This is a genomic window from Halorubrum coriense DSM 10284 (assembly GCF_000337035.1).
Taxonomy (GTDB): Archaea; Halobacteriota; Halobacteria; order Halobacteriales; family Haloferacaceae; genus Halorubrum; species Halorubrum coriense.
Genome location: NZ_AOJL01000037.1, coordinates 12,868 through 37,873, shown reverse-complemented (window position 1 = coordinate 37,873; position 25,006 = coordinate 12,868). Strand labels below are relative to the sequence as shown.

At 65.0% G+C, this 25,006-nt stretch carries 23 protein-coding genes and 1 pseudogene; 16 read left to right on the top strand and 8 right to left on the bottom strand.

From position 1 onward, the window contains the following. The first annotated feature begins 195 nt into the window (after positions 1-195). From C464_RS09725 to C464_RS09705, 5 genes are all read left to right on the top strand, one after another. Positions 196-717: an HdeD family acid-resistance protein gene (locus C464_RS09725; protein WP_006113518.1), complete on the top strand. Its 522-nt coding sequence runs from the start codon at positions 196-198 to the stop codon at positions 715-717. Positions 718-769: 52 nt separating this feature from the next. Next, entirely contained in the window at positions 770-1,375 is a 606-nt protein-coding gene (locus C464_RS09720) for a hypothetical protein (RefSeq protein ID WP_006113517.1), read from the top strand. Then, entirely contained in the window at positions 1,372-2,061 is a 690-nt protein-coding gene (locus C464_RS09715) for a hypothetical protein (protein ID WP_006113516.1), read from the top strand. The genes C464_RS09720 and C464_RS09715 overlap by 4 nt, the downstream gene beginning before the upstream one ends. Before the next feature lie 723 nt (positions 2,062-2,784). Next, the gene (locus C464_RS09710) at positions 2,785-3,705 is read left to right on the top strand and encodes a metal-dependent hydrolase (protein ID WP_006113515.1); all 921 of its coding nucleotides are present in this window, start codon (positions 2,785-2,787) and stop codon (positions 3,703-3,705) included. A 389-nt stretch (positions 3,706-4,094) separates the two neighbouring features. Beyond that, a complete protein-coding gene (locus C464_RS09705; protein WP_006113514.1) occupies positions 4,095-4,859 on the top strand; it encodes a hypothetical protein in 765 nt (254 codons plus the stop codon). Between the two features lie 16 nt (positions 4,860-4,875). Here C464_RS09705 and C464_RS09700 read toward each other — a convergent pair whose 3' ends face one another. Together C464_RS09700 and C464_RS09695 are read right to left on the bottom strand one after the other, a co-directional pair. Continuing rightward, a complete protein-coding gene (locus C464_RS09700) occupies positions 4,876-5,307 on the bottom strand; it encodes an NUDIX domain-containing protein (RefSeq protein WP_006113513.1) in 432 nt (143 codons plus the stop codon). Positions 5,308-5,384: 77 nt separating this feature from the next. Continuing rightward, positions 5,385-6,728 (bottom strand): alkaline phosphatase family protein, encoded by a 1,344-nt coding sequence (locus C464_RS09695; protein ID WP_006113512.1) that lies wholly within the window; start codon positions 6,726-6,728, stop codon positions 5,385-5,387. Here C464_RS09695 and C464_RS18955 point away from each other — a divergent pair. Next, positions 6,727-6,867, top strand: a complete 141-nt coding sequence (locus tag C464_RS18955; protein WP_161781674.1) for a hypothetical protein — start codon at positions 6,727-6,729, stop codon at positions 6,865-6,867. The genes C464_RS09695 and C464_RS18955 overlap by 2 nt on opposite strands. Then, positions 6,864-7,835 (top strand): phosphoadenosine phosphosulfate reductase family protein, encoded by a 972-nt coding sequence (locus tag C464_RS09690; protein ID WP_006113511.1) that lies wholly within the window; start codon positions 6,864-6,866, stop codon positions 7,833-7,835. Before C464_RS18955 ends, C464_RS09690 begins: the two co-directional genes overlap by 4 nt. Before the next feature lie 36 nt (positions 7,836-7,871). Here the strand turns inward: C464_RS09690 and C464_RS09685 are convergent, their stop codons facing one another. Beyond that, a complete protein-coding gene (locus C464_RS09685; protein WP_006113510.1) occupies positions 7,872-9,125 on the bottom strand; it encodes a saccharopine dehydrogenase family protein in 1,254 nt (417 codons plus the stop codon). A gap of 208 nt (positions 9,126-9,333) precedes the next feature. On the opposite strand from C464_RS09685, the gene C464_RS09680 reads away from it, so the two are divergent. The 4 genes from C464_RS09680 (at position 9,334) to C464_RS09665 (ending at position 11,366) form a co-directional block, all read left to right on the top strand. Further along, positions 9,334-9,633 carry an amphi-Trp domain-containing protein gene (locus C464_RS09680; RefSeq protein WP_006113509.1) on the top strand — a complete coding sequence of 100 codons (300 nt, stop codon included), beginning with the start codon at positions 9,334-9,336 and terminating at the stop codon, positions 9,631-9,633. A gap of 168 nt (positions 9,634-9,801) precedes the next feature. After that, a complete protein-coding gene (locus C464_RS09675) occupies positions 9,802-10,065 on the top strand; it encodes a hypothetical protein (protein WP_049911036.1) in 264 nt (87 codons plus the stop codon). Continuing rightward, complete coding sequence (locus C464_RS09670; protein ID WP_049911035.1) at positions 10,058-10,267, top strand: hypothetical protein; 210 nt, start codon at positions 10,058-10,060, stop codon at positions 10,265-10,267. Before C464_RS09675 ends, C464_RS09670 begins: the two co-directional genes overlap by 8 nt. A gap of 94 nt (positions 10,268-10,361) precedes the next feature. Further along, positions 10,362-11,366: an arsenic resistance protein gene (locus C464_RS09665; RefSeq protein ID WP_006113508.1), complete on the top strand. Its 1,005-nt coding sequence runs from the start codon at positions 10,362-10,364 to the stop codon at positions 11,364-11,366. Positions 11,367-11,415: 49 nt separating this feature from the next. On the opposite strand, the pseudogene C464_RS09660 reads toward C464_RS09665, so the two are convergent. Further along, positions 11,416-12,321: pseudogene (locus tag C464_RS09660) on the bottom strand (NAD-dependent epimerase/dehydratase family protein); the annotation flags it as partial. Positions 12,322-12,688: 367 nt separating this feature from the next. Further along, entirely contained in the window at positions 12,689-13,426 is a 738-nt protein-coding gene (locus C464_RS09655; RefSeq protein WP_006113506.1) for a hypothetical protein, read from the bottom strand. Between the two features lie 764 nt (positions 13,427-14,190). Here C464_RS09655 and C464_RS09650 point away from each other — a divergent pair. The 5 genes from C464_RS09650 (at position 14,191) to C464_RS09630 (ending at position 20,090) form a co-directional block, all read left to right on the top strand. Beyond that, positions 14,191-15,213, top strand: coding sequence for an NAD-dependent epimerase/dehydratase family protein (locus C464_RS09650; RefSeq protein WP_049911034.1), 1,023 nt, complete (start codon positions 14,191-14,193; stop codon positions 15,211-15,213). Then, the gene (locus tag C464_RS09645) at positions 15,210-16,229 is read left to right on the top strand and encodes an NAD-dependent epimerase/dehydratase family protein (RefSeq protein ID WP_006113504.1); all 1,020 of its coding nucleotides are present in this window, start codon (positions 15,210-15,212) and stop codon (positions 16,227-16,229) included. Before C464_RS09650 ends, C464_RS09645 begins: the two co-directional genes overlap by 4 nt. Then, a complete protein-coding gene (locus tag C464_RS09640; protein WP_006113503.1) occupies positions 16,230-17,489 on the top strand; it encodes a glycosyltransferase family 4 protein in 1,260 nt (419 codons plus the stop codon). Next, a complete protein-coding gene (locus tag C464_RS09635; protein WP_006113502.1) occupies positions 17,486-18,835 on the top strand; it encodes a sulfatase in 1,350 nt (449 codons plus the stop codon). The genes C464_RS09640 and C464_RS09635 overlap by 4 nt, the downstream gene beginning before the upstream one ends. A gap of 247 nt (positions 18,836-19,082) precedes the next feature. Next, positions 19,083-20,090: a DUF1616 domain-containing protein gene (locus C464_RS09630; RefSeq protein WP_049911033.1), complete on the top strand. Its 1,008-nt coding sequence runs from the start codon at positions 19,083-19,085 to the stop codon at positions 20,088-20,090. 44 nt (positions 20,091-20,134) lie between these two features. Here the strand turns inward: C464_RS09630 and C464_RS09625 are convergent, their stop codons facing one another. From C464_RS09625 to C464_RS09615, 3 genes are all read right to left on the bottom strand, one after another. Continuing rightward, positions 20,135-21,097, bottom strand: a complete 963-nt coding sequence (locus C464_RS09625; protein WP_006113500.1) for an alkaline phosphatase family protein — start codon at positions 21,095-21,097, stop codon at positions 20,135-20,137. Between the two features lie 159 nt (positions 21,098-21,256). Next, the gene (locus C464_RS09620; RefSeq protein ID WP_161781673.1) at positions 21,257-22,366 is read right to left on the bottom strand and encodes a hypothetical protein; all 1,110 of its coding nucleotides are present in this window, start codon (positions 22,364-22,366) and stop codon (positions 21,257-21,259) included. A 561-nt stretch (positions 22,367-22,927) separates the two neighbouring features. After that, positions 22,928-24,910, bottom strand: a complete 1,983-nt coding sequence (locus C464_RS09615) for a hypothetical protein (protein WP_006113498.1) — start codon at positions 24,908-24,910, stop codon at positions 22,928-22,930. Positions 24,911-25,006: the final 96 nt, after the last annotated feature.

The window sequence follows — 25,006 nt, the reverse complement described above, 5'->3', positions numbered from 1 at the left end:
ATTCGCGGTGGAGTGTCTCGGATCTGTCCAATATGTTTGATCCGAGCCACTTACGAAACAAAAGAATTTCTAGCAACGGATGAACTGAATTGAAAAGTCTCTATCGTTTTTATGTAGACTGACGTAGTATATAATGTGGTAGAAACTAACACTGTTGAAAACGAATCGACCCGCACCGGGAGCCGCACCGCTGCGGTGGCCGGAACCCTCCTCGCAGTACTCGGGGGTCTCGCGGTGATATTTCCGTTCGTCACGGGACTTTCGCTGTCCGTGTTACTCGGCGTCGTCCTCGTCGCCGGCGCGATTGTACACGTGTTACACGCCTCCTCTACGGGGACGCTCAGAGACGGACTCGGTCAAGTGACACTTGCCGTCGTCTACGGCGTCGCCGGAATTATCTTCCTGGCGAACCCCCTCTTCGGGCTGTTGACGTTGACCCTGCTCGCCGTCGGATTTTTCATCGCCGACGGGGTCGTGGAGGTCGCGTGGGGGATACGAAGCCGCGGACAGCCCGGAGCCGTGTGGCTGCTCGCTAGCGGGAGTCTCTCGCTCCTGCTCGGCGGCTTCCTCTGGAGCGGATTCCCCACCGACGCGGTCTGGGCTGTCGGTGTTCTCTTCGGGATCAATTTGCTCGTGACCGGCGTCTCGGTGGTGCTTCTTGGGCAGGAGCGCGATAGCTCGGTTGTCGGAAACGCCGCCCAGCGGAGTCGAGTATGAAGCCGTCGGTTGGCGCAGCCCACACCGATCGTCTCACGGAGCGCTCCCGAGCATGAGTCAACGACTACCTGAAGAGTGGTTCCTCAAGGACACTCGGATCAACGCGGCAATCGCGTGGGCCCTCGTCGGCGCTCTCTTCGCCGTCGCGATAACCGCCTTTCTGGAGCTCTTGCTGGCCCGGATGGCGCTCGCTGCCGTCGCGGCGTTCGTCGCCATCACCCCGGCGCTCGTCGAGAGACGGTGGACCCGAACGGTTCCGTGGCCGCTGTTACTGGTCTGTGCGATCCCCCTTTCGACAGGAGCGCTCGGGGTCAACTTCCTCGCCGATGTCGTCACCGGTCTCAGTATCGCCGCGCTGGGCATGCTCGTGGTCGTTGCGTTCCAATCGACGGGGTCCGTGCGGATGACGCCGAACTTCGCCGTGTTCTTCGTCGTGTTCGCCACGATGGCGACTGCGGGCCTCTGGGCGATTCTGGCGGCGGGTTCGGCCTACTACTTCGACACGGCCTTCATCGAAACCAACGAGGAGCTGATGATGATCTTCAACGCCGCGGCACTGGCGGCGTTCGTCGCCGGCGGCGTCTTTCGGCTGTACTTCCAGCGGCAGCTCAAGGCCAACCTCGAACGCGTCGGCGGAGAGGGGGTGAGTGCGCGATGAGCATCCGGACCCGCATGCTGAGCATCCGAACCCGGATACACGTCTCTCAGCGCACGCAGGTGGGAGTCGTCAGAGTGCTCCAAGTCCTGTTGGTCGCCATCCTCGGGTTCGGATTGTACTCCGGCAACGTCGTGATCGCGTTCGACGCCGCAATCGGGCTCTTCGTCACACAGTTACCCGCACTCTTAGAGCGTCGATACCGGATCGTCATGGACGTGTGGCTCGTCATTTGGATCACGATGGCGGTGTTCCTACACGCGCTCGGGACGGTGCCGCTCCCCGGACTCGACTTCGAGAGTCTGTACGGTGCGACGTGGTGGTGGGACCACCTGACCCACGCGCTGTCCTCGTCGATAGTCGTCGCATCGGGCTACGCGGTGACGCGAGCCGTCCAAGAACACACCGACCACATCCATCTGGGACCGAAGTTCATGTTCGCGTACCTGCTGATATTCGTGTTAGCGTTCGGCGTCATCTGGGAGCTCATCGAGTTTTACATCGCCGTGGGCGCGGACCTGTTCGGCATCCCCAAAGTGCTCACGCAGTACGGGCTCGACGACACCGTCTTGGACCTCATGTACAACAGTATCGGCGGCATACTCGTCGCCGTCTTCGGGACGACGTACCTGACCGGCATCTCCGACCAGTTGGGGGATCGGCTCCGGTCGAGGTCGGCAGACCGCTGACGAACGCAGGCAGGTCGCGTTCCCGGCCCGGCGTTCGGCACCCTCGTATCGCCATCGGGTCAGCTAACGGCTCTTGGTACATTCACTCGTCGTCGGTCGTGTTACTTTTCACACCGAGAGGGGCCGAGCCGACCAGGGCCGCCCCGGGCTGCGTGGGACGAACGTTGAAGCGACAGGGTGAGCGACACGGAGGGGACGAGGAGGAGGAACGTTCACTGGCGTACACCGATCGTGGCGGCCCCGGAGATGCCCTCAAGCAGCTCCGCTCGGCGGGGGACAGACGATTCAGGAACGCCTGTTGGGCCGAGGCAGTCGCCGTCTCGGAGGCCCGCCGCAGTGCGCGGGCGAGTTCGTCGCGCTCGGCCACCGCCACCGCGACGTCACACCGGCAACGGAACGCGTGGTCTCACCCGAGCCGAGGGAGCCGCACCGGAGTTTCCGGGCTCGATCGCGTCCCGAGGATACGAGATAAACCCGTCGTCGATCGCCCCGAGACGACCCCTGTCGGTGAATCTGAGCACAGTTAGCGAACTCAGACGCACGCTCGTCTGTGAGCGGTAGCAGCTAATACTGCCGGTTCGTTACATCGCAGACGACTTCGTCGGACACTGAGTGAGAGGCCACATTTAGCCCGTTCTGCTCGGGTCGGTACTTCGCCGTGTAGACCGATTGGTGGGCCGGGCGACACGAGATAGTTATATCTTTTGAAACAAAACCACGGGTATGTTCGTCGGGCATAGTCTCGTGGCGTTCGCCGTCGGAGCGCTGGCCGCGACACGTCTCGGTGTCGGCCGGGACAGAGCGCTCCAGTTCGGCGTGTTCGCTGGGCTGTTCGCGCTCGTGCCTGACATCGACATCGCGTACGCCCCGGTCGCGTTAGCCCTTCAGTCTGTCCAGACGATCGACCCGGACACGTTCTGGAACACAGCGAACATCATCCATCGAGGCCCGACCCACTCGCTCCTCTTCGGAGGTGTTCTCGCGATCGGCGCGGCGTTCTTAGCCGGGGATCGACGGATCGGGCACGTAGCCGGCGCGGGTGTCATTGCGGGGCTGATCGCCGTTGCCGGTGTGACCGGCGGAAGTGCAGTCGCGGGGATCACCGTCGTGTACGCTCTCGGCGGCGTGGTGGTCGCGACGGCCGCCCGACGACGCGGCGTTCCCGCACCAGCGGTGCTGGCCGTCGCGTTTCTCGGGTTGCTCTCACATCCGTTCGGGGACTTAGTCACCGGCAGCCCGCCGCTGTTTTTCTATCCGTTCGATGCGATGCTGGTGAGTCACCGGATCACCCTGCACCCAGATCCCACGCTGCACTTACTCGGAGCGTTCCTCATCGAGATCGGAACCGTCTGGCTGGGAATATGGACGTACACTCGCTCGCACGACGTTTCCATCCGTCGGTTAGTCCACCCGCGGGCAGGGCTCGGGACGGGGTACTCTGGGGCCGTCTTCGTTATTCCGCCGCCGACGCTCCACGACGCAGTCGTATTCGTGTTCAGTATCCTCGCGCTGAGCGCGGTCGGCGTCGGACTGCTGTCTCACCCGTTTACGAGACCGATCGACGCACTGGGAACCATCGTTACCGGAACGGCGACAGTGACCGTTGCGGCGGTCGGGTACGGCGTCGCGTACTTGCTCTTTTGAGGATACGGCCGTCGGGTGCGTTTGACCCGAGACTGCGTCACGACCGTGATGTCGCCCGTCGTATCCCGTCCGTCACCTGATCGTCCCTGTGGGTAGCCGCAGCGGTCGGCGGGCAGCCCTTCCAGACGCATCAAATAGTGAACAAATATCGTCTGGAAGCATAAACCGTGCTACATTATTGGCAGTGTCGAATATTACCCGGCAATCTGGAATGAGCACCGACGGACCAGGCGACGACGCGGGGTACGTCCTCCGCTGCGTCGCCGCGCCCGGGTCCGATTGCCGCCTCTGCGTCGGCCGTGAGATCCGAGCCGAGGCCGTCGGAACGTCTCGGAAGTGAAGGCCGCCGCGACCGTCACATGCAACCCGGTCCGGCCCCTGCGTACGGTATGAACACGCAGGACGGCGGTCACTACGACGCGGCGGTCGACGCGCTCGCGGCCCGCGAGTACGAGACGGCCGGGGATCGATACACCCGCGGGGGACGACGCGTCCTCGCCGACCCGCGGCCGGAGATCGACCCCTTCGAACCGGACGAGAAGGGGTGGATCGGGCAGGGGCTCCAACAGCTGCTCGCCGCGGCGGTCGCGTACCGCGTCGCGGGCGCCGACGCCCGGGCGACCCAGCGCGCGGTCGAGGGGATCGCCGCGAGCCGAGACTTCCAGCGGGTGCTCGACGCACCCGGACAGAACGCCTGCCTCGCGGAGTTCGTCGCCGACTTCCGGGTCGCCGGGGGGCTCGACGGCGCCGCGGCCGCGTACGACGACGCCGCGGAGCGCTACGCGGCCGCCGACGCGGTCGACTCGCCGCAGGCGCTCGCGACGACGCCGCTCTTCGAGGCCGCGGCCGCGACGATCAAGCAGGTCGCGCGGGGACAGGCGGACGGCGAGATCGCGATCAAGTGGGAGGACGTCCACGGCTCCGACCCCGACCGCCCGGGCGACTTCCTCGCGCACCGAGCCCGGTTCAAGAAGCAGCGGTTTCGAAGCCTCCTCGACCGCGCGATCGACGACGGGCACCTCGCCGCGCCCCGCGGGACGACCGAGTACAACAACGACGGCCACCGCTGTCCCGAGTGCGGGTCGCGACACGTGAACTGGGCCGGGACCGGGATCCTCTGTCTGCGGTGTTCGACGCCGACGGAGCGGATCTGAGAGCCGGGCGTCCGCGTCAGTCGGTCAGCGCGTCGAGCACTTCGGGCGCGTAAAACGTCACTTTCGGTCGCCGCAGCCGATTGACTGGGACCCAGCGTGCCACGTGTTCAGTCCCGCTCTCCGGCTCGACGAACGTGAACGAATCCCGGTCGTATAGCCAGTCCTCGGCGATATCCCCCTCGTAGACCCGCCATACCTCGTGGGCGGTCTCGCCGCAGTGATCGAAGACGCGCTCGAAGGTGCCGACCGCTGTCGGGTCGAGCAACTCCACGCCGAGTTCCTCGTCGAACTCGCGGACGACCGCCTCGCGGCTGTGTTCGTCGAACTCGACGCCGCCGCCGAGCAATCGATAGAACGGCTCCCCACTCGGCGATTCCCCTTCCCAGACCAGAAACTCGTCGTCCCGTCGAACGGCACCGAGCGCGACGAACCGAATACCGTCGGTCACGACACCTCAACCCCAGCGGCTGGGGGCATAGCCGTGTCGGTTACGGTTGTTCCGGGACGGCGCCGGAGCCGATGGCCCTACGACACAAGGCTCTCGCCGTCGAACTCGGCGTCGGCGTCGACGTCGAGCAGGTCGAGGACCGTCGGCGTCACGTCGAAGAGGTTCGCGTCGCTCAGGTCGAGGTCGGGCTCCGTGGCGTACAACAGCGAGTTCTCGAACTTGTGCATCCCGTTGCGCGGCCCCTCGGTGAACACCGCCTCCTTCCCGGAGAACCCGGACTTGAGGTCGAAGCCGTCGGCGGGGATGACGACGAGGTCGGGCGCGATGCCGTCGTGTGCGCCGTCGAAGGCGTCCTCGCCCTTCACGATCCGCTTACACACCTGCCGGCCGCCCGGACCGGTGAGCGATTCGAGGTCGGCGATGAGCTCGTCGCGCGTCGCCTCGTACTCCGACTCGGGGACGACGCCGTTCGGCTCGCGTCCCTCCAGATTGAGGTAGAAGCGGCCGGGGATGAGCGAGTACGCCCGCGTCTCGTCGTCGATGTCGGTCAGCGAGTCGTGGTCGTCGGCCGCGTAGGAGAGCCACCCCTCGTCGGCGAGGAACTGGTTACAGTTCACCTCCCACTCCAGCCGGGTGAACCCGTGGTCGGAGGCGACGACCAGCGTGGTATCGTCGCCGAGCGAGTCGCGGATTTCGCCAATATACTCGTCGAGCGTGCGGTAGAACTCGAGGAACTCCTGCTTGTACTCGCCGCCGGTCGCGTAGTCGCCGAAGAGGAAGTGGTTCACGCGATCGGTGCTCATGAACACGCCGAAGAAGAGGTCCCAGTCGTCCTCGGCGAGGTAGTGCGAGAACGCCTCGTATCGTGCGTCGAGGGTGGCGTGCGCGTTCTCGATGAACTCGGTCTTGTCGTCGTCGTGGCCGAGCTTGGCGTTGACGTCGATGCGGTAGCCGAAGCCGTCGAGCGTCTCGCGGAGCGACTCGTCGCTCGTGGCCGACTCCAGGTCGGGCGAGAGGAAGCCGGAGGCCATCCGCTGGATCCGCGTCGACGGCGGGAAGGTGACGGGGACGTTGAGGACGGTCGCGTCGCGACCCGCGTCGGTGACGCGGTCCCACAGCCGGGTCGCCTTCACGTGCCGCCCGAGCGGGACGTACGTCTCGTAGGAGTCGACCTCGCGGTCCTGGAACCCGTAGACGCCCGTCTCGCCGGGGTTCACGCCGGTCGTGAGGCTCGGCCAGCAGGCGCTCGACTCCGGCGGCACGATGCTCTCCAACCGCCCGCCGGAGCCGGTCTCGGCGATGTCGGTCAGGTTCTCGAAGACCTCGGGGTGGTCCTCGACGAGGTCGAGCGGTACGCCGTCGATGCCGAGGAAGACGACGCGCTCGTCGTCCTCGCCGCGGAGCCGATCGAACAGACCCATGCTCGACGGTTCCGGGGCGGCCGGCATATCCCTTGTGTTCCGTGAGATCGCGGGAGGGACCGTTCCGGCGAGCGCGGGCGCGCTCCGCGTCCGATTCAGAAGGCATATCTCCCTTCGCGGCGACATCTCCGGCGTATGAGCGACGACTTCCCGGCGAGCGTCGACGTCGACTACACCGACGGCGAGGGAGAGACCCCCGACGACTACCCGTCGATCCAGCACAAGATCGAGAAGGCGGTCGAGGTCACCCGCCGCGGGCTCGAACAGTACGACAACCCGGCGGTGATGTGGACCGGCGGCAAAGACTCCACGCTGACGCTGTACTTCATCAATCAGGTCGCCGAGGAGTACGGCTACGAGAAGCCGACCGCCGTCTTCATCGACCACTTCCAGCACTTCGACGACATCACCGACTTCGTCGAGCACTGGGCCGACGAGTGGGAGATCGACCTCGTGTACGCCCGCAACGAGGACGTCGGCGACTACGTCGCGGAGCACGGCCTCGAACCCGGCGACGACATCCCCGTCGACGCGCTCTCCGAGCACAACCAGCACCACATCCGGGAGATCCTCGAGTTCGAGGAGGACTCGTTCCCGTTCCTGCTCGACACCTACGTCGGCAACCACCTGCTGAAGACGGTCGCGCTCAACGACGCCCTCGAAGAGTACGACATCGACGGCGTCATCTCGGGCGTCCGGTGGGACGAACAGGAGGCGCGCGCCGACGAGACGTTCTTCTCGCCGCGCCACGACCCCGACCTGTTCCCGCCCCACGACCGCATCCAGCCCATCCTCCAGTTCGCCGAGGCCGACGTCTGGGACGCCTTCTGGAACTTCGTCGTCCCCGACAGCGTCGGGGCGTTCCCCGACGAGGGGTACATCCCGCAGGCCGACGACGACCTGCCCGAGGGGGTCACCCAGGAGGACGTTCCGATCTCGCCGAAGTACTTCGCCGGGTTCCGCTCGCTCGGCAGCGAGGTCTCGACCGAGAAGACGACCGAGGAGCCCGCATGGCTCCAGAACCTCGAGGACACGACCGAGCGCGCCGGCCGCGCCCAGGACAAAGAGGACCTGATGGAGCGCCTCCGCGACCTCGGCTACATGTGATCGACGGGCGGGAAGGACCCGCCTGAGAAGTCTCTCTTACGCCTCGCCGACCGTCGCGGTGAAGCCGACCTCCCGGAGCCGGTCCGCGAGCGGCAGGCCGATCCCCGACGCCGGCGTCAACACGCCGCCGTCGAACGGGGAGTCGACGTCGTCGCGCGCCAGACAGACGGCCGACTCGCCGAGCATCCGCGCCGTCGCGCCGTAGCCGGGGTCGCGGTCGGCCCCGAACTCCGCCTCGACGGTGAACGGGCCGTCCGCGCTCGTCCCGCGGCCCAGGACGCGGATCAGGAAGCCGCCCGCTTCCGCCTCCTCCCGGGTCGGTCCCTCGCCGGGGTCGGGGAAGACGTAGCGGCGGAGCGCGTCGCGCACCGGGCCGACGGACATGGCCGCGGAGAACAGCCCGAGCCCGCCCGCGACGGCGCTCGCGGTCGCCGCGCCGACCGGTCCCGATCCGGTCGGAACGACCTCGCCGCACCGGAACTCGCGCCCCCACGGGTAGCCGAGCAGGGCGTTGCTCCGCCGGACCACCCGCTCGTTCACCGGGGCCATCGGCGACGGGGCGGTCCACTCGTCGCGGAGGGGGTCGCGCCGCGGCCGGCGCTGCTCGCCGGGGTCGACGCCGCTCCGCTCGCCGCGGGGGGCCAGCGAGTAGGGGTTCCGAAGCGCCTCGCGGGCGAGCGGGTCGGTCGCGGCCGCCTCGAACAGTTCGCCGAAGCTCGCCAGCGTGCCGCCGCTGACGCTCCCGCTCCCGCCGTCGAGGTAGATCCGGACCGCCTCGCAGGGCTCGCCGTACGTCTCCGTCGCGAACGACTGGACGAGCAGCGTTCCGATGTCGGCCGGGACGGAGTCGAACCCGCAGCTGTGGACGATCCGCGCCTCGTTCTCGACGGCCGCCTCGTGGAAGCGGTCGACGGTCTCGCGCACCCAGTTCACCTCGCCGGTGAGGTCGCAGTAGTCCGTGCCGGCCTCGACGCAGGCCTCGACCAGCGGCGTCCCGTAGGTCGTGTACGGGCCGACCGTCGTACAGACGACCCGGGTGTCGCGGGCGATGGCGCGCAGGCTCTCCGCGTCGGTCGCGTCGCCCACGACGACGGGCACGTCGTCCCACGCGTCGCTCCGGCCGGTGAGGTCGTCGACGAGCGCGTCGAGCTTCCCTCGGTTCCGCCCGCCCACGGCGAGCGAGAGGTCCTCGGGCGCGTACCGCTCGGTGAGATACTCGGCGGCGAAGCGCCCGGCGACCCCGGTCGCGCCCCACACAACCACGTCGTGCGTCCGGTTCGAGTCGGTCATTCGTGAGCGTAAACGGGCCGGCCGGGCTAAACTGGCGGGGTTCACCGGTCGGGTCGACGTCGAGCAACTCCCGCATCGTCGTCGGAACCGCGCAGCTTTAGTTTTAGGCCTGCCTAATCCGTTCCGATGGCCGCCGCTCCCCGGCGCCGCGCCGCTCGGGGTCGCGTCGCGGGCGGCGCGGCCGTCGCGAACGCAGGGGTTCACCACGATGACGCAATCACCATCCGACGGCGACGAGTCCGAACGCACGACCATCCGCGCGGGCCGCGACTTCGAACAGGAATATCGGCTCGACGCGAGCGAGGCGGGGGAGTTCCTGATCGGCTTGGGCGAGCAGCTCCGCGACGCGGACGAGCTGACGATCGCCACCGACGAGTGGGAGCTGCCCTTCTCGTTCGGCGAGCCGGTCGAACTCGAGATCGACTTCGAGGGCGTGGGCGAGCCGGAGCTCGAGATCGAACTGGAGCTTCCGGGACGGACCGACGAGACGGCCCCCGCCGTCGAGTGACTCGGCGACCGGCAGCGCCCGGTCGAGGCTGAGCGGCTCGTCGGGAGCGAACGGACGACGGCCCCGTTCCGCGACCGTCACGTCTCGCGACCGACGGCCCGGGCCGCGCGTCGGCGTCGGCGTGTCGGAGCACGCTAACTCTTTACATCGCCAGCCGCAACGAGTCGTATGGCCGTTGGCACTCGGTTATCACTACAGCTCGCCGACTTCGGCACCCGATCGCTCGTCACCCACGCGCTCATGGCGCTGGGATTCGTCGGCGCGGTCGTCTCGGGGTTGTTCGTCGACGGACAGCTCGGCATCGTCTCGATGGCGGCGTTCATCAACTTCACCGCCGGGTTGTGGATCTGTCAGTCGATCCACTCGCTCGGCAACGCCGCCACCGAGGAGGACTACCAAGGCGTCCTCAAGGAGATACTGAATCGTGTCTAGCGAGCCCGGCATCGACACGGGCCGCTTCGGGCGCACGCTCGTGCTCATCGGCTTCGTCACGACCGTCTTCCTGTTTCTCATCGCCGAACGCCTCTCCGGCGACACGTTCCGGATCGGCGCGATCGCGATCGGGACGGTGGCGCTGATCACCGCGATCACCGGGTTCCTCATCGCGGCCGGCAGCGCGGTCGAGGGGCACTGACCCGGCGGCGACCACGACCCGCGACGCGACTCGATCCGCGAACACGACCGTCGGCCCGAACCATTATTGTGCGCAAACCACAATAACGCACACGATGATACGGCGGTTCCTCACCGGTATCAAATCGAACCTGATCTACGTCGTCGTCGGGTCGCTGGCGACGGGGTTACTCGTCGGACAGTTCGCCGGGGCGTCGTTCAAGACGCTCCTCCAGTCGGCGGTGGTCCCCGTGCTGTTCCTGATGATCTACCCGATGATGATCAACATCGACCTCCGAGAGGTAGTGAACGTCCGCAGCCACGCGCGGGTCGTGGCGCTCAGCCTCCTCGTCAACTTCGGGGTCGCGCCGCTGCTCGCGGTCGGGCTCGCGCGGCTGTTCTTCGATGGGAGCGTCGGCTACGCGGTCGGGCTCTACTTCATCGCGCTCATCCCGACCTCGGGCATGACCGCCGCTTGGACCGGGCTCGCCAACGGGGACTTGGAGTCCGCGCTCGTGGCGATGGCGGTGAACCTGCTGGTCGCCGTCGCGGTGCTGCCGACGTACCTCGCCGCGCTGATCCCGGCGAGCGTCGGCTTCGACCCCACCGCGCTGTACGGGCAGCTCGCCCGCGTGGTCGTCGTCCCGATGGTCGCCGGCACCCTCACGCGGCGGGTGTTGCTCGACCGACTGGGTAAAGACGGGTTCGAACGGCTGAAGCCGACGCTCGGCGGAATCAGCTCCTTCGGCGTCATGCTGATCGTGTTCATCGCCATGGCGATGCGCTCCGAGAGCATCCTCGCCGACCCCGTCGCCTCGGGGGTCACGATCCTCCCCATCGTCGCGTTCTACGCGCTCTTACTCGCCGTCGGGGCGGGGCTCGGGCGCGTGCTCCGCGACGCGGCCAGCGGCGTCGCGCTCGTGTACGCGACGAGCATGCGCAACCTCTCGATCGCGGTGGCGGTCGTCGTCGCCGCGCCGGCAGTGCCCGAGACCGCCGTGCTGCCGATCGCCTTGGCGTACGTCGTCCAGCCGCCGCTCGGCGCGGTGTACATGCACTACCGTCGCGACGTCGCCGACGGCGACGAGTCGCTCTCCGAGGCGGTCGCCTCGATCGTCTGAGCCGCGGAGGGAACGCCGGCTGTCGGGAGCCACAGCCGCCGCGTCGTCGCTACCGGTACGGCTCGCACACCAGCTCGACGCCCTCCTCGAAGCCGATCTCGGGCTCCCAGCCGGTCGCCTCGCGGAACGTCGAGTAGTCGGCCATCGTGTCGTGGACGTAACCGTCGAACGGGCACTCGACGTACTCCGGGTCGATATCCGTGCCGAGCGCGTCGTTGATCATCGCGACCATCTCGTTGAACGTGTACGCCTCCTGGGTGCCGACGTTGTACACGCCCGTCAACTCCTCGTCGGCGGCGAGCTCGCAGGCGCGCGCCACGTCCGAGACGTGCGTGAAGTCGCGGGTCTGGCTGCCGTCGCCGAACAGCTCCGGGGCCTCGCCGTTGGCGATGGCGTCCGCGAACTGCGCGACCGTGTTCGCGTACTCGCCCTTGTGCTCCTCGTTGCCGCCGAAGCCCTGGTACACCGAGAAGAAGCGGAGCCCCGCCACGCTCATCTCGTGGTGGTTGGCGTAGTACTCGGCGTAGCGCTCGCGGGCGAGCTTCGACGCCTCGTAGGCGGTGTGGGCCTCCACGTCCATGTCGACGGGCGAGGGTTCGGTGCGGCTGCCGTAGATCGAGGAGGTGGAGGCGTAGACGACGGTCTCACAGCCTGCCTCGCGGGCGCGTTCGACGGTGTTGACGAACCCCTCGACGTTGACGCGGCAACCGCGCTGGGGGTCGGACTCGTGCATGTTCCGCGAGGAGAGCGCGGCGAGGTGGAAGACGACATCGACGTCGGCGGGGAAGTCGCCGTCGACGACCGAGGCCTCGACGAACTCGACGGCGTCGTCGAGGTTCTCTTCCGTGCCGAGGTAGGTGTCGTCGACCGCGATCACGTCGTTGTCGGCCGCGAGGCGATTCGCGAGGTTCGATCCGATGAAGCCCGCGCCGCCGGTGACGAGGACGCGTTTGTTCTACATGTGTACCGTTGTGTAGAGCGAACGGATTAGAACTTCTGCTCGACGCCCTCCCGCTCGCTCCGACGCGATCCGGACGTCGCACTTCGGTCGATCGGCGTCACGTCTCTCAAGTAGGGGACCGGCGTACACGCTCGCTCGTATCCGACGTCCGCTGTTGATCGCCTGCGGCAGAACCCCGTCGCCGCGTCGAGTGAGATTTCACGTCACGGGCGATACCGAAGGCGATTCCGGGCGTCTGTCTGGCGGCGCGGGCGACGTCTTCTCTCGAGACGGTCCACCGTTCGGATCGGTACCGGAGTGTCGGCCCGGACGCCTCTTCGGGCTACGACTGCGACCCGGATCGTCCGCCCGTCACGGCCCCTCAGGCCTTGATACCACCGTAGCCGTATTCCCCGTATCCCTGTTGGCCGTAGTCGTCCTCAATGGGGGTCGGCGTCGGCGTTTCAGTCCCCGAATCCGAGTCGGGCGTCTCGGTCGCCGACGCGTCTCCGAGTGCCAGGGTGTACGCCCCGTCGCTCGATTGCGTGTCCACGACCTGAACGTGGTGGGTCCCGCTGGTCTCGGCGGTCACCTCGAAGGCGACCGTCTCGTCCGTACTGATGTACCGCAGATTGCTGAAGACTCCGTCGGCGTCGTAGACGATAACTGCGGTCACCCCCGTCTGCGAAGAGCGCCAGAACGTGACTGCCAGCTGTTGTCCGTTCGACAGTTCGAGGGCGTACCAGTCGCTGTCACTCGGTCGGAGGTCGCCGCTGATCTGCTCGCCGAGCGCCACGGGCGTCGCGGCCCCCAGGGTGTCGTTGGGTTCGGACTCAGCGACCGACGTCGACGGTTCCTCTGACTGTCGGATCGCCGTACCGCCACCGAAGCCGAACACCGTCACCGGAGTGACGACAGGCTGACCCGCGCGTCCCGCGCACCCGGCGAGAGCGGCCGCCGCCGCGCCGGCGCTCGCGAGGTACGACCGTCTGGTGAGGCCGCCGTCACTCGGGGATCCGCCGTCGTCGGTCTCTCCCGTCTCCGTCCCTAGTAAGGGCATGCTACTGTCGCCGGATCCGTCGATAATGCTGTCATACCACGTGTCGTCGTCCTTGGCCATTGCGTGCGAAAATCAGCACAGCGTAAATTAACGCTTCTTACCACGTTCCGACTTTTGAGTAGGGTTAGTTACCAGATAACCACATCTGAAGCTGATTTCGCTTCAAGGTATTTCCCCATATAATACAGTAGTATGGTCCTTCCGACTGGCTTTACCGCTTCCGAATAGCCGCATGTCGGCGGAAGAATCGGACGCGGACCGGAGCGGTAGTAGGGTCGACGGACGACACGCGAGCAATTTCGTTCCGACCCATACGGGCGGTACACACCGAGCGAACGCCGTCGGCACGGCCGGAGCGGTTCCGTCCGACCCCGCACCGACGAACGGGTTCCCGCGGCGCGGACCTCGTCGAAGGACGCGTGCCCGGACGTCAGTGACTCGCCGCTGACTCGACGTCAACGGACCTGACAACTCCGTGGGTGGGTCTCCCGTCGCAACCGCAACTCGTGGGCGTCGGACGATACCGCCGTGAGGAGTCGGGCAACTACCCGTCGGGACGAACTCCACGTCATCCGGGCGAACCGAGGGGAGGTAACAGACGCTTACCGACGTACGTCTCTGTCCTCTCCGTGGCTCGTTCGCGACCAGCCACGCCGACCCGTGAGAGAACGGGCCACTAATTTCCCGACAGCGAACGGTGAAAAATCATCGGACGAACCGGCGTGAAGCGGCTGGCGCCCGCTGGTAGCACGCGACTGGACCCTCGACCGATCGGATAATTTCTCTATAACAATGTCGGGTCGCAGTCGTTACTAGGTAGAAATATGACAGACGGAGTTGCCGATCGCACCGTTCTCGTGACCGGCGGCGCGGGCTTCATCGGTTCCTTCCTGACCGAGAAGTTGGTGTCCCTCGGGGCGCAGGTCAGAGTCGCAGATAACTTCTCTCGGGGAGACGTGTCGAACCTCTCTGGTATCCGGGAGAGTATCGAACTGCTGCCGGTCGACTTGACCACGCAGAAGGGCTGCGTCGAGGCCACGGAGGGTGTCGACGACGTATTCCACCTCGCCGCAAGCGTCGGCGGAGTCCACTACATCAAACAGGAGAACGTGGGCGGGCTCACCCCGAGCGTCCTGATGAATCAGTGTATGCTAGAAGCCGCGAGGATAAACGACATCGATCGTTTCCTCTTCGCCTCGAGCGCGTGTATCTACCGACAGGAACACGACGGACTGAACCGCTTCTCCGAAGACCAAGGCATCCCTGCCGACCCACACAGCACGTACGGATGGGCGAAGGTCCTCGGTGAGGTCGCCTGTCGAGCGTATCACGCCGACACGGACCTACGGACGAGCAGCGTCCGGATATTCAACTGTTACGGCCCGCGCGAGAGCCTCGATCCGGATAGCAGCCACGTCATCCCGTCGCTCTGTCGCAAGGTCATCGAGGCGCCCGACGGCGGGTCCATCGAGCTGTTCGGCGACGGGTCTCAACAGCGCGGGTTCATCTTCGTGACGGACCTCGTCGACGGGATGATCGAAGTGCTGACCGAGAAGTCCGACGGCGAGCCGATAAACCTCGGGAACTCGACGGAGGTGGTCAGCATACGCGAGCTCGCAAACCGGATAATCGAGATCAGCGACAAGGACCTCTCGCTGGCGTACGACCGGTCGAAACCCACTGGAACTGACAAGTACGCCTGTGACATGACCGAGATGGAAAGCGAGCTCGAGTGGGAGCCCTCGGTCCCGCTCGACGCCGGGCTCCCGGAGGTCTACCGGTGGGCCGAAAGGGAACTCGAGACGACGCCGGAGACGGCGGTCTCCGCCGACGGGGGGTCGCCGTGACCGAGTGGCGCGACGAGCGCGTGCTCGTCACGGGCGGGGCGTCGTTCATCGGGAGCCACCTTGTCGAAGACCTCGTGGACCAAGGGGCACGGGTCAGAGTCGCCGACGATTTCTCCAGCGGGACGCGGGACAACCTCGCCTCGGTGGCCGATCGGGTCGAGATCCTCGACGGAAACCTCAAGCACGTCGGCTTCGCTGACCGCGCCACCGACGGCGTGGATACGGTCTTCCACCTCGCCGCGGATCACGGCGGGCGAGGGTACATATCGAACTACCCCGCGAACTGCGCCACGAACATGGCGCTGGACAACACCGTGTACGAGTCCGCGGCGAAGAACGGCGTCGAGCGGATAACGTTCGCGTCCAGCGCGTGCGCGTATCCGACGGACATACAGCAGGAGAAACGACGCCTCGGCGAGGACATGGTCGATTTCGACACCCGTGGCGGAGCGTACGCCGACGAGGTGTACGGGTGGGCGAAGCTGATGGGCGAACGGTCGCTACAGGCGTATCACGAACAGTACGGCATCGACACCAGCATCGTCCGTATCTTCACTGCGTACGGCCCGCGTGAGAACGAAACCCACGCGATCATCGCGCTCATCGCGAAGGCGTACGCCGGGCAGAACCCGTTCGAGATATGGGGTGACGGCGAGCAGACTCGGAACTTCACCTACGTCAAAGACATCACGCGCGCGCTTCGCCTCGCAGCGGAGAACGTCACGGACGGGACGCCGGTAAACGCTGGAATTAGCCGATACGTGTCGATCAACGAGGTGGTCGAGAAGATATTCGAGTGTCTCGGCGAGGAGCCGGGACGGATCGAGTACATGACGGACAAGCCCGTCGGCGTTCGCCACCGCGCGGCGGACACCACTCGAGCAGCAGAGATCCTGGGATGGGAGCCGGAGTATTCCCTCGAAGAGGGTCTCAAAGCGACGGTCGACTGGTACACGGACGCGAAGGACAGGGAGCGCGTGAAATCGAACCTCGAGACACTCCTCCACGAGCGATAGATGGCACCGGAACCGGAGTACCTGCTGGTCACCGAATACTTCCACCCGGATACGGCCTCTACCGGGCAGTTGATGACGGACTTGGCGGTCGGACTCAACGACAGAGGCCTCGACATGACCGTGTACACTGGCCAGCCCAACTACCACAGTGGGGACAACGAGCGACAGCCGAAACGGTCGCTCCACGAGGGCGTCCTCGTCCGCCGGATCGGCGCGCCGCAGTTCCGGCAGGCGTCGATACTCCGTCGGCTGGTCAATTGGACGCTGTTTACCGTCTGGATGACCGCGCTGTTGCTCTTCGAGCGCGTCGAACGCGAACGCAGGGTGGTGTTCGTGACCTGTCCGCCGTTCATGCCCGTCGCGATGTGGTTCGTGTGTACCGTCAGAGGCTGGGAGTACACCTACATCGCGTACGATCTGTACCCGGACGAACCGGCAGCGCTCGGTTACTTCCGGAAGGGCGGCGCCCTCGATCGGATCTGGGGAGCTCTCGACAGACGAGCGCTGCTGGGAGCCGAGCACGTCGTTGCTCTCGGTCCCGTGATGAAACAGCGGATCAGTGCGAAGGGAGGGCCGTCGTTCGACGCCGACAAGATCCACGTCATCCACAACTGGGAAGACGAGGAGTTCATCACTCCGATGGCGAAGTCGGACAACTGGTTCAGTAAGGAACACGGCCTCGAAGACCAGTTCACCGTGCTCTACTCCGGAAACATCGCTGAATTTCACGATCTCGAAACGCTCGTCAGGGCGGCGGCCGAACTCGAGGGAGAGAATGTCCAGTTTCTCATCATCGGTGAAGGAGACAACAAACGGCGTATCGTAGAACTCGCCGAAGAGCAGGGGTTGCGGGGCGACTCGGTCCGATTCCTACCGTACCAGCCGTGGGACGACTTACCGTACAGTCTGACCTCCGCCGACGTCTCCGTCGTCGCCGTCAAAGAGGGGTTCGAGGGTATCGTCGTCTCTAGCAAACTCTACACGGCGATGGCGTCGGGGCAGCCCGTGTTGACCATCGCCAAGGCGAACGACGACGAAGCCCGTATCGTCGATCGGTTCGACGCAGGTGTCCAAGTCGAACAGGGGTCGGTCGAGGAGGCCGCGGCCGCAATCAAACGATATGAGCGGAACCCGGAGCTCGTCGACCGGCACGGCGCAAACGCACGCGAGGCGTTCGAGGAGAATTTCGTAAAGGACGCCTCGATAGACCGGTACCACGAGATGCTCGCCGGACCGGACAGAAAGACGGTGAAAGCATGACTAACGGGTCGGTGGACAACGTGCTGCTCGTCACGTGTGACTCGCTTCGGTACGACGTCTGGAAACAGATGCAGGACGCGCTCGTCGCGGGACCGAGACTGGAGCAAACCGGCGTCAGTTTCGATCGGGCGTTCGCGACGGGCCCGGGGACCACGCCGTCGTTCCCGGCGATGCTGACCGGAACGTTGCCGCTCTCGTACGGTGGTCTCGGACCGCTGACGGCCGAGCGGCCCAGCGTCGCAGCGCTGCTCGGGGACCGGGGTTTCGCGACCGCCGGCTTCCACAGCAACCCCTTCTTGTCGACCCATTTCAACTACGACCGGGGCTTCGACGAGTTCGAGGACTACCAGAACCCGTTGATGGGCGTCGCGACGACGGTGTTCCCCAGAGGGATCGAAATAAACAATCCCTGGCTCGAGCGGGTCGACGACCTGATTAATTTGACTGGATTCATCAAGACCGCGTATCGGGCGGTCGCCAGCAAACCGCGGCCGTACGTCAGCGCGGAGGTGATCACGGACGACTCGATAGCGTGGATGGCCGATGCGGACGACCCGTTCTTCTGTTGGGCCCACTACATGGACGTCCACCATCCGTGCCATCCGCCCTCCGAATACCGGGCCGAGTTCGGCGTCGAACACGTCGATATCGATACCGTCTCCCAACTCTACTCCCGGTTGCTGGACGACTCGGCGTCACTCACCGACGCGGAGATGGCCGACATCCGGCGGCTGTACAGGGCGTCGATCGCGTACGTCGACGGCCAAGTGGAGCGGTTACTGGAGGCGCTCGAATCGAGTGGCCGCCTCGACGACACGCTCGTCGTGTTCACGTCGGATCACGGCGAGCTGTTCGGCGAACACGGACGGTACGGCAAGCCAGAGCGCATGTACGACGAGCTGATACGCGTCCCGCTCGTGGTGGTCAACGGGCCGACCGACCTATCGGCGGCCACCGACGAACTGGTAAGCCTCGTCGACCTGCCGCCCCTGTTCCATCGAGCGACCGGGCTGGACGTTCCCGCCGAGTATGCGGGTCGGTATCCGGAGCCAGGAGCCAGAGACCACGTCGTCGCCGAACACGAGGTACACGGCGACTCGATCGTCGGCGTCCGGTCCGATTCCTGGCTGTACGAGATCGACGACATCCTCGACGAAACGCGTCTCACTGACCTGAACTCTGGGCAGGTAGTGTCACCGGAGAGCCACGACGACGACGAACTGCGACGGGTCCAGCGGGTCGCAACCCAACGGGCATCCGATGTCGGTGTCGACAGCCGGCTGCCCGACGACCGCCGGCTAAAACCGGACGTGGAAGCACGCTTAGAGGATCTGGGCTACCGATGAGCGGACCAGCCGACACGTCGATCACCGGCACCCCGTCGAACGCATCGGACCGGCTTCATCGATACTCGGGCGGGGAGCGGCCGATATCGAACCGAACTGGCCGACCGGACGGCGACGGACCGAAGTCGTGGCGGAGAACGCCGATCTCTGGTAGGGACCGGCTATACTCGGCCGTCAGTCCCGACACCCCGGTATTCGACTCGTACCGCGTCTATACTTTTACCCCCGAAGTCGAACTGGCCGCATGATGGGAGAGCCTGACGCGGCCGACGGACACGCCTTCGACTCCGTCGGAGACCTCCTCGCAATAGCGGCGTTGACCGCCGTCGTCGGCCTGTTCGTGTTCGTCTCACCGTTGAGCGACACGCCGCTCCGGCCCGTTGTCTCGCTCGTGTTCGTCCTCTTCGCTCCCGGTTACGTCTACCTCAGCGTCCTGTTCCCGAAGCGGTCCTGTCCGAGCGAGACGGCGGACAGCGCGTCCGCTACGGAGCACTCGGACGGTGGACTCGGGTCGCTCGAACGACTCGTGTTCTCTTTCGGCGTGAGCGTCGCAATCGCCGTCCTACTGGGACTCGCTCTCGGCTACTGGTTCCCCGGGATATCCCGGAGCAACTTGTATGTCGGGCTGGCCGCACTCGTCGCGGTCGGCCTCCCGCTGGCGGCGAAACGGCGGTCGGGTTTACCCTCCGACGTCCGGATGCGATCCCCGCACCGGACCGTATCGATCCGAGTCCGGTCGGCGCTCGCTGGTCAGGGGACCGCGGCAAACGCGATGAACGTCCTCCTCGCATTGGTGTTCATCGCCGCAGTCCTCTCCGTCGGGGCGGGGGTGGAATCGTCTCAGGGCGGCGAAGTCACCGAACTGTATCTGCTGTCGGAAAACGAAAGCGGGGAGTACGTCCCGAGGAACTACCCGGAGACGGTATCACGAGGTGGGAACGAGTCGTTCGCGCTCGGGGTAACCAATCGGGAGGGGGAGACGACTACATACACGGCCATCGTTCTTCTCCAAGCGTTCGAGGAGGACGACGGAGCGAGACTTCTGGTCTCGGAGACCCGACTCCAGACGCTCTCCACGACGTTGGACCATGGGGAAACGGAGCGTATTCCACACCATATCGAGCCGAGGGTTGACGATCGGAGCTATCGGCTGACCTATCTTCTGTACACCGGAGAGCCCCCGCCGAATCCCTCGGTAGACAACGCCTACCGAGAGGTACATCTCTGGATTCGAGTTTCGAGTCCCGGGGAATAGGGAGACGGGTCGTCTGAAAGGCGAGGGTGTCACGTCTGCGCTGCTCAGCGATACCCGAGTAACTCGAGCTGTTCCTCGACCGCCGACTCAAGTCTGTCGCTCCCGCCCGTCGGCTCAAGGTGTGTCGTGTACTCGTCGCGGCCCCGGCCGCTCGTTTCGACCCACGGAACCTGCCGGAGCTGCGGAATCGGGACCATCGGGTGCGCGTACAGCCCGAACTCCCCGAACGCCTCACCGTGATCTGAGGTGATAACGATGCGCTCGGCGTCGATGTCCTCGACCAACGTCCGGACGCTGTCGAGGCCGAACTGGAGTTCGTTGAGGTAGCGGCACCAGACCTCCTCCCGGGGCTTCCCGTTTTTCAACGCCCTCCAGGGTGCTCGCTCGACGTCGTTCAGCGCGCGGTTCTCGCGGAGCGCTCTAGCGCCGTACGGTTGGTGGGGCGGAAGATAGTGAACGATCAGTCGATCTGGCGACTCCGACCGCCACACCGAGATGGCACGGTCAGTGACGGCGTACGGCATAACGGTTCCGCTGAACGGGTTCTGCGGCCCGTACCGCCACACTTCGTCGAATTCGAGGAAGTCGTCGGGGTCGACGGTGTCCCAACGAGTGAGTCGCTTCATGAACGCCGGCCACTCGGGCTGAGCCTCGTGGCCGAGCCCCCATCTGCTCGTCGGGTTCGCGGTGACGAGCGCCGTGTCCCGTATCTCCTCGAGGTTAGACCGAGTGAACGTGTGCGGGACCCACTCGCGTGTGGCGCTCCCCCGCGACCACACCGACGTTCCGGACGAAATAAACTCGTACTCGGTGGCCATCTCGTCCATCGCGTCGGCTCGACACGTGTCGAGAATCACGAGCACGTCCCAGTCTTCTTCAAAGATGTCGGTCCCGTGTGGGGCCCACGACGAGAGCACTTTCATGACCGCGTCCGCCGTCTGTTCGAGTCGGTCAGTTGTTGGTACCCGAGCGGACAGCGATTCGGCGAGCGCGTGTAGACCCGACATCGGTGTTCGGTCCGCGCTTCGCGTCCGTTCCGGTTTTATATTCGGAACTTTCCGGCGATGAATGGACTGACTACGGGAGGAATCCCGTTGGGACCGTGCCGAACGGCGGTCCGGTGGGAGCGACAGGATACCCGGATCCGCTCACGCACGACGGTTCAGCTACTCGAGATCGCTCAACCGCTGATCCAGTGACTTGACGTCCGCCTCGATGTCCGCGAAGTTCTCGTTCATCGGAACGTGCCAGTTCAGCGTTCCCGACGACGGTTGGTTGTAGCCGCCCAACGTCGTTTCGGTCTCGTCCGAAGTGTCTGTGGATCCCTCGTCACTGCCGCTACCGATGTCGACTGACGCCTCGGTCCTGAACGCCTCCCCGGCGCTGTCGAGGGTTGTTTCGCTCTCGGGCCAGAGTCGATGGGTACCACCACCGCCGGACTCCACGTTCCAGTAGGCTTGGAACTCGACGCCGTTATTGCGCATGTAGTCGAACATCCGGTGGATGAACTCGGCGTTGTCGCCGCCAGCCGGATGGTAGTAGTCGTCGTCTCCGACCCCCCACTCGCGGAAACCCAGAGGCGCGTTCCGCGACGTTGCGAAGTCGTTCCACATGTCTAGTAGCGGCTTGTGCTTCTCCCGCCAGATCTGGTCTCGGAGGTCCTGTAGCTCGGTCTGGTTGACCGACGACAGGTCGTCCGGGTACACTTGCCCGGCGTCGTAGAATGTCGGCATCACGATCGGCGGATCCTCCCCGCTCGGCCAGTAGTCGGACGCAACGGGCCACGCTTCCGGGGCGACGCCGAGCCGGTTCCGGGCCGGCGCATAGCAGAATCGGAACTCGGCTCCGTCGACGGACTGCATCTCTCGCACACAGCGCGCGTAGCCGTCCCGGTAGTTCTCCGGATCGTCCCAGGCCGATTTGTTGCCCCAGTCGAGGTTGAACTCGTGGTTCGGGGCGATGAAAGAGTCACCCATCCCGAGGTCCACAAGATCGCTGGCGAACTGGCGGTACCGATCGTCGAAGTCACCGTTGGCCGGGGGGCCGTACGCTCCGCGATCCTCGCCCGCGAACTCGTAGGCGATGATCATCCGACGATCGGTCTCCCCGAACGTTCGCCGGAGGGACTCGCGCTTCTCGCTCGCACCCGCACCGGGCTCCCACGTGATGCCGATCGCGTCGTGGAACCCCTCGGTGAAGGTGGTCGTAACGAGATCGATTTCGGCACCACCGAACCACTCGTCTTCGAGTTGCCGGACTCTCGACTCGGAGATCACGTACGCGCCGTGTTTCATCGTACACCACCGCCTGAGTACGTCCCGTCATTACTACACGCGACCCCGCCCGAACCGGCTCGTTCAGCCTGATTCATACATCAACGTCTATAGGTGGACCATAATTAAAAGTATTCCAACCTTACCAGCTATTAGTGTAAGTTTGGTCATTTATAGATGTACGTTGGAGATAGTTACTTACCAGTTACTACGGAAGTAAGGTCAAAGATCGAGATTGAAACACGACATTACCGGAAAGTAAGGTCCGTTTACACACCGAGGAGTCGGTGTTCTGAGTCGCTGACGCTGGGGGCTACCCCGTTCGTCTCGCCTTTCGGGACTCGCGGAGTGGTCGACCCGGACTCGGGCGCGTGGACGACGGTGTACGTCGGTCGGGCCTCCGTGTCTGCGTGTACGGATCGCCGAAAACCCGCGAAAACCAGCACCGGCCCCTCGGGTTTCGCGACGACATCACGCGCCGGGGCGGGTCCGGAAACGGTTCATCGGAAGCAGCGGTCCGGGACGTATTCGCCGAGACTCTCGGAGCGAAACGACGACCGGAAACTACGGTCGGTCCGTCGTCTCGACGTACGTGGCGTTCGGGTTGTCGCCGATCATCCCGATATCGCCCGTCGTGTACACCTTGTTCTCGGCCCCTACCATTCGATCAAACCACTCGTTTGAGATCAGGAGCGTGATGAACGATCGCCGTTCGGGAACTAAACGGACGCTGTGGTCGACCCATCGCTGTCGGTACATTATCACGTCCCTGTCCGTCCTGATACGCCCCTCTTCGACGGCGAACGAGCCAGTCGGCAGATCGTATCGGTATCTACTGAGGCCGATCTCTGAATTCCAGTCGGTTCCGAGTCTCAGATCGTTCCGATCGGCGAAGGAGGCAGCGAGCTGAAACCCTCCCATCTCCGCGCTGCTGAATTCCTTCTGTGTCTCGGGCGTCGTCCGAGTTTCCCACAGGTCGGGACCGGAATGGAGGCCGTACAGATCGTCCGCGGCGTACGCGGACCCGCTGGTCGCGACCAACACGACGAGCAAGAGGGCAGGTCCCGTCGTCTTGATCGAACCGAGCGATAAGGGGAGAAGCCGGGAGAACGTCACGGCGACGAGGAACGCCACGAAGACACTGACGACCAACTGAGTGCGCGCGAGACCGTGTACGTCGATGGGGGTCCGAATCATAACCCCCGTACCCAACAGACCAACGGTGAGAATCGCCGCCGAGGAGCGGTACCGGTTCGGATCTCTGAGCAGCAACAAGGCACTCAACGAGAAGACACAGACGAGCGTAACGTTATAGACGGCACCGACGCTGAGGAGACTGAGAACCGCCTCGTCGATCAGTGGTTCCGGGACCGCCGCGCCGAGCGAGACGACCGGCGCGCCGGCGTCGGTGTCGCTCACCCCCCCTTGACTGAGTACCATCCCGACGGCGCTAATGAGGCTCTGTATGAACACTCCGCCGAGGATCCAGTAGGCAACGCTTCCCCCGATCCACGCCCCGAGCGAGAGGATCTTGAGCCGACGTACTCCCTCGAACCCACACCGGTCGGCGATGACGGGCACCGCAACGAGGCACAGTACCACCGGGGCGAAGAGGACGGTGGTCAGGTGGTGGGTGAACCAGAGTGCGACGACGATCGGGAACGCGACCAGCAGGTTGTTCCCGTCCCCGGCTTCCGGAACCGCATCGAACCGGTACGCGGCTAGGATAACGACGAGTACCAGTCCGACTGAGAGCGACTGTGGGAAGAAGTAGACGCTGTACCGGTGGATCGGGCTCAACACGGTAACGCCTAACGCGACACACACCGGCAAGAGCCAGTCGTCGAACAGCAGATCGGCGAGCAGATACGCGATCACGACGACGATGAGGTACGTGATAATGCCGACGGTGACGAGCGAGTCGTACTCCGAAAGCCCGGAGAGGAGACTGACGGACCCGACCAACGTCTGTAACCCCGGGAAGGAGTGATAGGATGTCGCCTCCGGAATGATCCTCCACGTACCGGTCGTGGTGACGAGCTCCGTGAATCGGACGTGTTTGGGGATATCGCCTCGGCCGAAGTAGAAGTCCGTCGAGAGGACCTTCGTGATCGGATCCAGTGCGAAGAGCGCGAGGATCTGGGTCAGGAGCCAATCGGAGGGTGCCTGTTCACCGACCTGAAGGACGAGTACCGTATACCCGACGGGGAGACCGACCACGATAGCGCCGGTTCGGACCGTCGTCGCATCGGCGAACGGAAGCATCGCGGCCGCCGCGACAGCGGCGATTGCCAGAGCGACGACGCCGAGCACCACCTGTCCGTAGTACGGCGCCACGCCGCGGCCGCTCCGGACCTGCTCCGGCGGCGTCACCTCGTGTCCGTAATAGACGACGGAGGCGAACAAGACCCCCAGAAACAGGTAGCCGCTTTTGATGCTAGCGATGGGCCCCAGTACCTCGAGCGCAGTTACCATGGCGATTATCGCGACGACCAGGAGCGTCGGAAAGTAATAGTGGCTGGCCAGACGCCGGGCTTCGACAACCATCCGTGATACGCACGTGGACTGTCCGCAGTATAATTATGGACCGGTGAACTGGGACGCCGTTCGAGTAAGTACCTCCTAACCGTGGAACGTGCCGCG